11 protein-coding genes are annotated in these 11,306 nt (G+C 67.7%); 1 reads left to right on the top strand and 10 read right to left on the bottom strand.

Translation table 11 applies throughout. From position 1 onward, the window contains the following. The 10 genes from B5Y19_RS21940 to B5Y19_RS21895 all read right to left on the bottom strand — a co-directional run. Positions 1 to 1,515, bottom strand: a 1,515-nt coding sequence (locus B5Y19_RS21940; protein ID WP_280174392.1) for a DNA translocase FtsK, incomplete at its 3' end; no start/stop codon positions are given. A 193-nt stretch (positions 1,516 to 1,708) separates the two neighbouring features. Then, positions 1,709 to 1,858 carry a cbb3-type cytochrome oxidase assembly protein CcoS gene (ccoS, locus tag B5Y19_RS21935; protein ID WP_079592087.1) on the bottom strand — a complete coding sequence of 50 codons (150 nt, stop codon included), beginning with the start codon at positions 1,856 to 1,858 and terminating at the stop codon, positions 1,709 to 1,711. Further along, a complete protein-coding gene (locus tag B5Y19_RS21930; RefSeq protein WP_055728504.1) occupies positions 1,855 to 4,053 on the bottom strand; it encodes a heavy metal translocating P-type ATPase in 2,199 nt (732 codons plus the stop codon). Before B5Y19_RS21930 ends, ccoS begins: the two co-directional genes overlap by 4 nt. Before the next feature lies 1 nt (position 4,054). Continuing rightward, positions 4,055 to 4,576 carry a FixH family protein gene (locus B5Y19_RS21925; RefSeq protein ID WP_176168693.1) on the bottom strand — a complete coding sequence of 174 codons (522 nt, stop codon included), beginning with the start codon at positions 4,574 to 4,576 and terminating at the stop codon, positions 4,055 to 4,057. 20 nt (positions 4,577 to 4,596) lie between these two features. Then, entirely contained in the window at positions 4,597 to 6,021 is a 1,425-nt protein-coding gene (gene ccoG / locus B5Y19_RS21920; protein ID WP_055728590.1) for a cytochrome c oxidase accessory protein CcoG, read from the bottom strand. 31 nt (positions 6,022 to 6,052) lie between these two features. Further along, positions 6,053 to 6,940 carry a cytochrome-c oxidase, cbb3-type subunit III gene (gene ccoP, locus B5Y19_RS21915; protein WP_055728506.1) on the bottom strand — a complete coding sequence of 296 codons (888 nt, stop codon included), beginning with the start codon at positions 6,938 to 6,940 and terminating at the stop codon, positions 6,053 to 6,055. A gap of 2 nt (positions 6,941 to 6,942) precedes the next feature. Beyond that, positions 6,943 to 7,098, bottom strand: coding sequence for a cbb3-type cytochrome oxidase subunit 3 (locus tag B5Y19_RS21910; RefSeq protein WP_055728507.1), 156 nt, complete (start codon positions 7,096 to 7,098; stop codon positions 6,943 to 6,945). A gap of 11 nt (positions 7,099 to 7,109) precedes the next feature. After that, on the bottom strand, positions 7,110 to 7,874 hold the full coding sequence (gene ccoO / locus B5Y19_RS21905; protein WP_055728508.1) for a cytochrome-c oxidase, cbb3-type subunit II: 765 nt from the start codon (positions 7,872 to 7,874) through the stop codon (positions 7,110 to 7,112). Between the two features lie 12 nt (positions 7,875 to 7,886). Further along, positions 7,887 to 9,500: a cytochrome-c oxidase, cbb3-type subunit I gene (ccoN, locus tag B5Y19_RS21900; protein WP_055728509.1), complete on the bottom strand. Its 1,614-nt coding sequence runs from the start codon at positions 9,498 to 9,500 to the stop codon at positions 7,887 to 7,889. Between the two features lie 432 nt (positions 9,501 to 9,932). After that, positions 9,933 to 10,589, bottom strand: a complete 657-nt coding sequence (locus B5Y19_RS21895; protein ID WP_139384512.1) for a helix-turn-helix domain-containing protein — start codon at positions 10,587 to 10,589, stop codon at positions 9,933 to 9,935. 219 nt (positions 10,590 to 10,808) lie between these two features. On the opposite strand from B5Y19_RS21895, the gene B5Y19_RS21890 reads away from it, so the two are divergent. Continuing rightward, complete coding sequence (locus B5Y19_RS21890; RefSeq protein ID WP_055728510.1) at positions 10,809 to 11,282, top strand: hypothetical protein; 474 nt, start codon at positions 10,809 to 10,811, stop codon at positions 11,280 to 11,282. Positions 11,283 to 11,306: the final 24 nt, after the last annotated feature.

Here is an 11,306-nt window from a genome sequence, read left to right as displayed (position 1 = left end):
GACGGAGAGTTCCAGCATCTTGGGATCGACCATGATCAGGCGGCACTCTTCCGGCTTCAGCCGGTAGAGGATCGACAGGATCATGGTGTTGATGGCGACCGACTTGCCCGAGCCGGTGGTGCCCGCCACGAGCAGATGCGGCATGCGCGCCAGATCCGCGATGACCGGCTCGCCGCCGATGGTCTTGCCGAGGCAGAGCGCGAGCTTGTGCTTGGTCGCCTCGAAATCCTGGCTGGCCAGCAATTCGCGCAGGAAGACGGTCTCGCGGCGGGTGTTGGGCAGCTCGATGCCGATCGCGTTCTTGCCCTGCACCACCGCCACGCGCGCCGACACAGCGCTCATCGAACGCGCAATGTCGTCCGCGAGAGAGATGACACGGGAGCTCTTGATGCCGGGGGCCGGCTCCAGCTCATACAAGGTGACGACCGGACCAGGGCAAGCCTGAACGATCTCGCCCCTGATATTGAAGTCTTCCAGCACACCTTCGAGCAGGCCGGCATTCTGCTGCAGCACCTCGATCGGCGTCCCCTCGCCCTGCTCCTGTGGCGGCTCGGCCAGGAACTCGATCGGCGGCAACTGGAAGCCGGCATCCTGCGCGACCGGCAGCTCGACGAGGCGAGGCTTTGCCCTGAAGGACGCGGCCTTGGCGGGCTCGGCCACCACGGGCTCGGGCATGACAGGCTCCGGCTCGGCCCGCGGCCTCGTGTTGCGTGCCAACGGCACGCCGGGCTTCGCCGCCGCCACGGGCTCGGATGGGGCGGGAGCATCCTCCTCGTCCGCCTGCGCTTCGACGGACGGCGCCTGCCAGGACGGCGCCGTGATCTGGATGCTCACCTGATAGCTCTGGCCCCAGCCGAGGCCCGACCAGGCGGGGACGCTGACCGGTGCCGACACCGCGATCGGTGCAGCCTCGGGCAGCTCGGTCTCGGGCTGACGGTATTCCGGTTCCTCGACCTCGAGCGGCACTTCGCTGGCGGGGATAGCGAGGTCGGCCGGAGCGATCCGAGCCGCGGGAGGCGCGACGGTCTCGAACGAGAACTCGGCATCGTCGCGCTCGGCCTCGGGCACGCATTCCCAGAATGCGTGGTCGGAAATGAAGGCGAGCGGTGTCGTGGCTTCCTCGGCCCCTGCCATCGATTCCGGCCGGACGACCTCCTCCACCACCTCGAAGGGCTCTTCGAGGACCAGGGCGGCCGCCTCATCCGCCTCGACATCGGGCGCGACCGAGCGATCCTCGGCATTCGGCTCGGTCCCGTCCGGCGTTCCCCAGACCTGCTTGATCAGATGGTCCGGCGTGCGCCAGAAACGGACGCGGTTCGCGCTGGGCGAAGACTCCACCGCAGGCGCAGCGACGGCAACCGCCTCGGCGTCCGCGAAAACGGCAACAGCCTGCGCCTGCTCGCCCGCAGCCGCCTTGCGCAACCTGTCGGGCGTGCGGCTGAAGCGGACGTTTTCCGGCCAGGAGGTTTGAGGCTCGGGCGCCGCGGCAGGACGGCGCGTGCCACGCTGCAGCACCGGGGCCTGGAAGGATTCGTCGGTTTGATCGGAGCGATGAGCGTCGGAAACGACGGCGTTCGCGCGACGGTGACGGTCAAGTTTATGCATGGGCTTGGGCGAACACGACAACTCGTTAACCAGTCACCCAGTGCTAGCCCGGCAGGGTTAAGGCCCCATGAATCGGAGGGGTTGTTAACAGGCGCGACGGAGCTCAGTCCCGCTTGTCGTCGTCCTGCAGGACGCGCCAGGCGGCGCCTTCCAGATCGGCGAACTGGCCTGATCGCATGCACCAGAAGAAGGCGCCGAGCCCCATCAGCCCGAGCCCCAATGCGAGCGGAAACAGGATCACGATGATGTTCATGCCTCAGCCTCCGACTGAGCCCTGCGGCCGCGGGCGCGCAGGGCGTTGAGGGTCACCACCAGCGAGGAACCCGACATGGCGATGGCTGCGACCAGCGGCGTCGCCAGCCCCGCAATGGCGATCGGCACCGCCACGGCATTGTAGAGCACGGCGAACCAGAGGTTCTGCAGCATCAGCCCGCGCGCCTTGCGGGCGATCTCGAGCGCGGCGGCAACGGGCGCGAGGCTGTCGCCGAGGAAGACGACATCAGCCGCCGCCTGGGCCAGATGGGTGGCGCTGACCGGTGAGATCGAGACATGCGCCCCGGCCAAAGCCGGCGCGTCGTTGAGGCCGTCACCGACCATCAGCACCTTGCGGCCATTCGCCGCCATGCTGTCGAGCAGGTTGAGCTTGTCGCCCGGGAGCAACCCGGCGCGAACATGCGTCACGCCGAGCTCGGCCGCGATCGGCGCGACGGCCTCGGACCGGTCGCCGGAGAGGATCGCGATCTCGAGTCCCGCCGCGCGCAGGGCGGCGATGGTCTCGCGCGCTTCCGGACGCAGGCTCTGCCCGAGCGCCAGCACGGTGCGGTAGCCGCCATGGCGATAGGCGATGAGCGAAGCGCCGGGATGCAGCGCCTTCACCGAAGCCGCCTCCGCCTCGGCGCCGCAAAAGACGATACTGCCGAGCCGCTGTTCATCGTCGCCCGCGCCGGCCGACAGCCCCTGGCCGCGCTCCTCCTGGACATCGGTCCTCGCGGGCGCGCCGCCGAGCGCCCGCGCCAGGGCCTGCGCCAGGGGGTGGTTGCTCGCCGCGGCGAGCGCGCCGATCGCGGCCCGCCGCTCCGGCGGCAACGCCTCGGGGTTGAGGATGTCCGGCTCGGGCAGGGTCAGCGTGCCTGTCTTGTCGAAGACGGCGATATCGGCCTCGGCGAGGCGCTCGAGCGCATCGCCCTCCTTCAGCATGATCTTGCGCTTGAACAGCGCGGAAGCGGCGACGACCTGCACCGCCGGGATCGCGAGGCCCAGCGCGCAGGGGCAGGTGATGATCAGCACGGTGACGGCGATCATCAGCGCTTCGGGCCAGGCGAGCCCCCAGGCGAACCAGCCGAGGAAGGTCGCGGCCGCAAGCGTATGGACCACCGGCGCGTAGAGCCGTGCGGCGCGATCCGAGAGGCGGACATAGCGCGAGCGGCTGCCGACGGCCTGGCTCATCAGCCGGTCGATCTCGTCGAGCAGCGTGCCCTGCCCGGCCGCCTCGACGTGCACAGTCAGCGCGCCGGTGAGATTGAGCGTGCCGGCATGGACGCGCTCGCCATGGCCGATCGCGACGGGCGCGGTCTCGCCGGTGACGAGACTCTGGTCGAGCTCGGAGCGGCCGGTCTCGACGATGCCGTCGACCGAGACGCGCTCGCCCGGCCGTACGAGGACACGGTCGCCCGGCGCGATCGCCGCGATCGGCGTGACCGTCCAGTTGCCATCGGCATCGAGCCGCGTCGCGGTCTCTGCCTTGAGCGCCGCGAGATTGCCGGCGAGGTCGCGGGTCCGCCGCCGCATCAGCTGGTCGAGATAGCGCCCGATCAGCAGGAAGAAGAGCAGCATCACCACGCCGTCGAAATAGGCGTGGCGGCCATGGTTCCAGGTCTCGGCCACCGACATGGCGAGTGCCAGCACGACGCCGATAGTGATCGGCACGTCCATGTTGACGGCACCGACCTTCAGGGCGCGAAGCGCGCTCTCGAAGAAGGGTCGACCGGCATAGGCTGCCGTCGGCAGAGCGATCAGCGCCGAGAGCCAGTGGAAGAAGTCGCGCGTCGTCGGGTCGATGTCGGCGCTGTTGCCCGACCAGACCGCGACCGAGAGCAGCATGATGTTCATTGAGGCGAAGCCGGCGACGCCGAGGCGGCGCAGCAGGCTGCGCTCCTCGGCGGCGGCGCCGTCCTCCTGCCGCTCCGGCACGAAGGGATAGGCCTTGAAGCCGAGCGCGGCGAGCTTGTCGACGACGGCCTCCGGCCGCAGCAGCGCCTCGCGCCATTCGACCGAGACGCGCTTCAGCGCGAGGTTGACGCGGGCGCCGAGGATGCCGGGCTCGCGGCCGAGCCCGCTCTCGATGGCCTGCATGCAGCCGGCGCAGCGGATGCCGTCGACCGCGAGCTCCATGCTGGCGACGCCGCCATCGCGATGGCGCACGAACACCGAGAGATCCTGCGCGGCCATCTCACTTCTCCGGCAGGGTGATGCGGCTGCGCGAAACGAAGACCACCTCCTCGCCGCGCCGGGCCTGCAGCTCGAAGATCCAGGAACCGGCTTCGATCTGGTCGAAACGCGCTTCGTAACGCCCCGGCCGGCTCTCACTCAGCACAAGGTCGTGGTCGCGCGCCGCGGTGGCGGGATGGCGCAGCCTTGCCGTCGCGGTGAAGCCGGAGAGCGGCTGGCCGAGACGGTCGGTGAGCGTGACGCCGAGCGCTGCTCCCTCGCCCTGCCGGGCGAGCGTGGCCGCGGCGCTCCAGCCGCGCGCATCGCGTGCGTGCTGGCGGGCAATCTCCTCGTTGAAGTGCTGGCTGGCCTCGTAGGCACTGCGCGTCTCCACGCCCGGCATGGTGCGCAACGCCACCGTCATGATCGTGGCATTGACCGAGACGATGACGCCGAAGAACAGCACGAGCATCGCGGCGACCATGCGCCCGGTCAGCGTGAAGGGGCGGCGCGGGCGAGGAGCGGCGGGGGTATCGCAGGACATGAGGAAGACTCCGCAGCAGCTCATGGCTTGCCTCCCGGCGCCATGAAGTGATCGGTCGCGTGCACGGTTTCCCCGGCGAAGAGATCCGAGGCGGTGATGGTGATGGCTTGCGACGCCTCCAGCGGCACGCCGGCCGGCACGGTGACGAGCACGCGCACCTCGCGCGAGGAATCCGGATCGACCGTCACGACCGGCCTGACATCGGCCGTCGGGGCGACACCGACCGCCTCGATGCGGATGCCCGGCAGCCCGTCCACGGTCAGCGCGAAGGGGCGAACCTCCGGGCGCTTGTTGAGCAGCCTGACCGCATAGGCGTTCCGGAGCGAGCCGTCGCTCAATGTCACGAAGAGCGGCGCGCGCTCATGCAGCACCGAGATGTCGGCTGTGCGGCGGGTCGCGAGCTGCCACAGCATGGCGCCGCCGACGACGAGGATCAGCGCCGCGTAGATCGCCGTGCGCGTCCGCAGCGGGCGGTAGACGGCCGGCTTGCCGGCGATGCGCCGCTTGACGTTGATCTCGGTGTCATAGGCGATCAGCCGCTTCGGGCGTTCGATCTTCGCCATGACGGTGTCGCAAGCGTCGATGCAGAGCCCGCACTGGATACAGTCGAGCTGGGCTCCCTCGCGGATGTCGATGCCGACCGGGCAGACCGCGACGCATTGATGGCAATCGATGCAGTCGCCGGCCGGCGCGCCCTGCGCCTTCAGCTTCAGCGCCTGCTTGACCGAGACGCGCGGCTCGCCACGATCGTAGCGATAGGTGACGTTGAGTGCCTCGTCGTCGGTCAGGGCCGCCTGGATGCGCGGCCAGGGGCACATGAACTTGCAGACCTGCTCGCGCATGATGCCGGCGAGCGAGTAGGTCGTGAAGGTGAGGATCGCGATCCAGACATAGGCCGAAAGCGGCGCGGTGAAGGTCGCGAGCTCACGCACCAGCGTCGGCGCGTCGGCGAAGTAGAGCACCCAGGCGCCGCCGGTCCACCAGGCGATGACGAGCCAGACCGCGTGCTTGGCCACCTTGCGCCAGAGCTTGTCGAAGCTCCAGGGCGCCTCGTCGAAGCGCATGCGCTCGCGCCGGTCGCCTTCGAAGAAGCGCTCGACGGCGAGGAAGAGGTCGGTCCAGACCGTCTGCGGACAGAGATAGCCGCACCAGACCCGGCCCGCGACGGCGTTCATCAGGAACAGGAAGAACGCAGCCAGGATCAGGAGGCCGGTGAAGTAGTAGACCTCCTGCGGCCAGATCTCGATGAAGAAGAAATAGAAGCGGTTATTGGCGATGTCGGCCAGCACCGCCTGGTTGGGCAGATGCGGGCCGCGATCCCAGCGCAGGAACGGCAGCAGGTAATAGATGCCGAGGCAGAGGAACAGGATGAGCCACTTCGCGCGCCGGTACGGGCCGGAGACGCTCTGCGGATAGACCTTCCGCGACGCCGCGAAGAGCGGCATGTCGTCGGAATCGGCCCCGGCGGTACTCACGCTACTGCCCTCCCCCCAGCGAGTGGACGTAGACGGTCAGCGCCTTGAGCGTGGTCTCGTCGAGGCGCCCGCCCCAGGCGGGCATCACACCGTTGCGGCTGTTGCCGATGGTCTCGGTCAGCGAGGCCATGTCCATGCCGTAGAGGCTGATCGCGTCGGTGAGATTGGGCGCCCCCATCTCCTGATTGCCCTTGCCGGCTTCGCCGTGACAGGAGGCGCAGTTGTCGGCGAAGAGCTTGCGCCCGAGCGCCAGATCCGCCTTCGGTTCGGTCGGAAGGCCGGCGAGCTCGCGGACATGGTTGGCGACGGCGTTGATCTCGTCGCGCTTGAGCATGCCGTCGCGGCCAAAGGCCGGCATCTGGCTGACGCGCGTCTCGTCGTTGCCGGCGACCCGGATGCCGTGCTTCAGCGTCTGCATGATCGCGTCGAACGACCCACCCCAGAGCCAGTCATCGTCGTTCAAGTTCGGATAGCCCTTGGCGCCGGCGCCGCCGACGCCGTGGCAGGCGGCGCAGTTGTCGCCGAAGGCGGCCTTGCCCTGCGCCATGGCGATCTGGAACAAGGTCGGGTCGGCCTTGATCTGCGCCGGCGTGGCATCGGCCATCCCGGCAGCCTGGACGGCGCGCTGTGCCTTCAACTGCGCCATGTCGGCGCTGATATCGGCGCGGCTGGCATAGCCGATCACGCCCTTGGTGGTATCGGTCAGCAGCGGCCAAGCGGGATAGACGACCCAGTAGCCGATGGACCAGAGGATGCTCGCGTAGAAGATGCCGAGCCACCAGCGCGGCAGCGGCGTGTTCAGCTCGCGGATGCCGTCCCATTCATGGCCGGTGGTGGCGATGCCGGTATGAGGGTCGACATGCGGGGCGTCGTGGTTCTTCTGGTCCATGATCAGTCCTCGCGCAACGGATTGAGCGCGGCTTGCTCGAAGCGGGCTCGGTTCTTCGGCCAGAAGGCGTAGACGCAGACACCGAGGAAGACGGCGACGAAGTAGAGAAGGCCGACGGACTGGGCGAAGCCGGCGAGCCAGTGATAGGTCGTTTGCATGGCAGCCTCGCTCAGCGGATGTTGGCCTTGTCGTCGTAGAGCTTGAAGTCGACGAGCGTGCCGAGCGTCTGGAGATAGGCGATCAGGGCGTCGGCCTCGGTGATGCGCTGCGGATTGCCGTCGAAATCGCGCGACTGCGCCTTGGGATAACGCTTCTCCAGCTCGGACTGGCCGGGATGGTCGGGCGTCGCCTGCGCCTTCAGGTCGCTCTGCGCCTGCGCGATCATCTCGTCGCTATAGGGCACGCCGCCGGCGCGGTTGGCGCGCAGCTCGTCGGCGATGTCGCTGTAGTTCAGCTCGGTCTTCGCCAGGAAGGGATAGCCCGGCATGATCGATTGCGGCACGACGGCGCGCGGCTCAGCAAGGTGGGCGCGCTGCCATTCGTCGGAATACTTGCCGCCGACGCGGGCGAGGTCCGGCCCCGTGCGCTTCGAGCCCCATTGGAAGGGCTTGTCGTACATGCTCTCGGCCGCGAGCGAGTAGTGCCCGTAGCGCTCGACCTCGTCGCGCAGCGGCCGGATCATCTGGCTGTGGCAGTTGTAGCAGCCCTCGCGGACATAGATCGCGCGGCCGGCAAGCTCGAGCGGGGTGTAGGGGCGCATGCCCTGCACGGTCTCGATCGTGTTCCTGAGGTAGAAGAGCGGCGCGATCTCGACGAGGCCGCCGACCGAGATCACCAGCAGAACGCCGATGACCAGGATGATCGAATTGGTCTCGAAGATCTTGTGCTTGGCCCAGAGCGAGCGGCGCGCGGGCTTGTGTTCGATGCTCGACATTCCGGAAGCTCCTCAGGCGGCCACGGCCAGCGGCGACGGTGCGGCATCGGAACGGGGCATCTCGGCCGCGTTCTCGGAGCGCACGGTCATCCAGAGGTTGAAGGCCATGATCAGCGCGCCGATCAGGAACAGCGCTCCGCCCATCGCGCGGATCACGTAGAAGGGGTGCATCGCCGCGACGGTCTCGATGAAGGAGTATTCGAGGAAGCCGAGCGAGGTATAGGCGCGCCACATCAGGCCCTGGAGGATGCCGGAGACCCACATCGCCGAGATGTAGAAGACGATGCCGAGCGTCGAGATCCAGAAGTGCCAGCTCACCAGCTTGAGCGAGTAGAGCCCCTTGCGGTTCCACAGCCAGGGCACGAGGCAGTAGATCGCGCCGAAGGAGATGTAGGCAACCCAGCCGAGTGCGCCGGAATGGACATGGCCGATGGTCCAGTCGGTGTAGTGCGACAGGCCGTTGACCGCCTTGATCGACATCAGCGGACCTTCGAAGGTCGACATGCCGTAGAAGGCGAGCGAGACCACCATCATCCGCAGCACCGGATCGGTGCGCAGCCGGTCCCAGGCGCCCGACAGCGTCATGATGCCGTTGATCATGCCGCCCCAGGAGGGCATCCACAGCATGATCGAGAAGGTCATGCCCAGCGTCTGCGCCCAGTCGGGCAGCGCTGTGTAGTGGAGATGGTGCGGGCCGGCCCAGATGTAGATGAAGATCAGCGCCCAGAAGTGGATGATCGAGAGCCGGTAGCTGTAGATCGGCCGCTCCGCGCGCTTGGGCACGAAGTAGTACATGATCGCGAGGAAGCCGGCGGTCAGGAAGAAGCCGACCGCGTTATGGCCGTACCACCACTGGAACATCGCATCCTGCACGCCCGACCACAGGCCGTAGGAACGCGGCGACAGGAGCGAGACCGGCACGGCGACGTTGTTGCCGATATGCAGGACCGCGATGGTCAGGATGAAGCCGAGATAGAACCAGTTCGCCACATAGATATGCGGCTCCTTGCGCTTCATCACCGTGCCGAGGAAGACCAGCAGATAGACGACCCAGACGACCGTCAGCCAGAGGTCGGCATACCATTCCGGCTCGGCATATTCCTTGCCCTGGGTAATGCCGAGCAGGTAGCCGGTGCCGGCGATGACGATGAAGAAATTGTAGCCGAGCACGACGAACCAAGGCGAGAGCGTGCCGGCAAGCCGCGCGCGGCAGGTGCGCTGCACGACGTAGAAGGAGGTGCCGATCAGCACGTTGCCGCCGAAGGCGAAGATCACCGCCGAGGTATGTAGCGGCCGCATCCGGCCGAAATTGATCCAGGGCAGGTCGAAGTTGAGATCCGGGAAGGCAAGCTGCGAGGCGATGAGCAGGCCGACGGCGAAGCCGGCGATGCCCCAGACCATCGAGGCGACGGTCGCGAACTTGACCGGCCCCATGTTGTAGTTCGGCTTGCCGTCGATCTCCTGCGGCTCGCGCGCCTGCGTGCCGTCGAAGCAGCGATTCGCGATCAGGAATACGCTGACCATGGCGGCAGCGGCGCCGAGCGCCGCGTGAAAGGCGTAGCCGGCGTTCTCGGTCAGCGCCGCGATGATGATCAGCGGCAGCACACAGGCTGCTGCGATCAGCATGCCGATCAATTCGCCGACAGTCGCCTGCCTGACAGGGCTTGCCGTTGCCGTCACATCCGACTCCTGCTTCGTCGTCGGCGCATGAGCGCGCCGTGAGCGGGAGGCTTAGCGAGCGGCCGAAGGCGGGGCGTTGATTCAGGTCAAGAGGGACGCCACGCCGGCTGCGACGCGGCGGCGCAGCCGATGGAACTCGCGGTTGTTTCGGGGGGGGGCGCAGGCCTGAATCCGGCACACATGGACGCGAGGCTGCTCCAGCGATCGGCATGCTCGCCCTTGTGGCGAGTACCCACGTCTTGAACACCGCATCGCACGAATGAAGACGTGGATGGTGGGGACAAGCCTGGCCATGACGCGACAAGCGTTGTGTTCATGGGTTCCGGACTCGCTGCTGCGCCCCCGGACGGTGCGGCTCTTACGCGAAACCGGGCTCCCTCAGGCCGCGACGGCGTTCATCCGGTCTGGGTTCATCACGCGCACGCCGCCGGGCACGATCAGGATCGTCTTATCCTTGGCGAGACGGGTGAAGGTGCGGCTGACGGTCTCGATGGTCAGGCCGAGGAAATCGGCGATATCCTGCCGCGTCATCGGCAAGGGCACGGTGACCGAAGGCTTGCCGAGCCGCGCCCAGCGCTGCTGCATGCCGAGCAGGAAGCAGATCAGCTTCTCCTCGGCGGTGCGCCGGCCGAGCAGCATCATCTGCTCATGGGCGAGCGTGAGCTCGTGGGTGGCAAATTCGTGCAGGCGCTTCAGCAGATGCGGCTTGGCATCGACGAGGGCCGTGTAGGCGCCGCGCGAAAAGGCGCAGGCAGCCACCTCGCCGATCGCATCGGCAGAGAAGCTGTAGGCGTCGCGCATGGCGAGCCCGAGGAAATCGCCCGGCAGCGCAAAGCCGACGACCTGGCGCCGGCCGTCCGAGAGCAGCTTGTAGAGGCGAACGACCCCGGCCGTGACGTTGTAGACCGCCTGCGCCTCCCGCCCTTGCGTGAACAGCGTCTCTCCCGAGGCGAAATGCGTGGGATGCGCCAGGGATTCGAGCAGCGCCAGCTCGTCATCGGAGAGCGAGGCGCAGACGCTGACCAGGCGAACCATGCAGTTGCGGCAGCCGCCTTCGCCGCAACTCGCGGCGGTACAGACCGAAGGATGGCAGGTCACGATCGCATTCTTCCCACTTGTCGGGCGGGACCATAGCCTAGGCCGGCAGAGCCACAAAGCACGCTTGCTGCCGCAGCCCGGCGATTTGATCCAGATCAATGCGACAACATGGCCTCGACAACAACCGTGCATCGCTGAAATTCGGGAGAGCAGCAGGTGACCGGCGTAGATATTTTCGAGGTCGCGCGCATCACGCCGGCCGGCGCCGACGCCGTCTTCGGCCTCGTCGCGATGGCGCATCCGGACGTGACGCCCGAGGGCTGGGCCGCCTTCCTGCGCGAGAACTCGCAGGACGGTGCGCGGCCGCGCGGAATCTTCGCGCTGCGTGATGCGCGCGGCATGCCGCATGCCCTGTTTACCTTCCGTGTCACGCAGTCGATCGCCGGCACGGCCGCGCTGGAAATCTCGGAACTCGCGATGCTGCGCCTGCCCGGCACGCATCTGGTCGATGCGCTGCTGCGCTTCGCCAACCGGCTCGCCGTCGAGCTCGATCTGCCCCGGATCGCGATCTCGTTCGAGCGCTCGGCCGCCTGGCCGCAGGACCATGACGCGCTGCAGCGCTCGGGCTTCCAGGTCGATCGCGTGATGGTCCTGGGGCGGGCCCGGTTCGAGCCCGCACCGCACGGTTGACCTGCCTCAAATCCTGAAGCCGGC

The organism is Allobosea thiooxidans, assembly GCF_900168195.1.
GTDB classification, from domain to species: domain Bacteria; phylum Pseudomonadota; class Alphaproteobacteria; order Rhizobiales; family Beijerinckiaceae; genus Allobosea; species Allobosea thiooxidans.
This window is presented reverse-complemented; position numbering and strand designations above follow the sequence as displayed.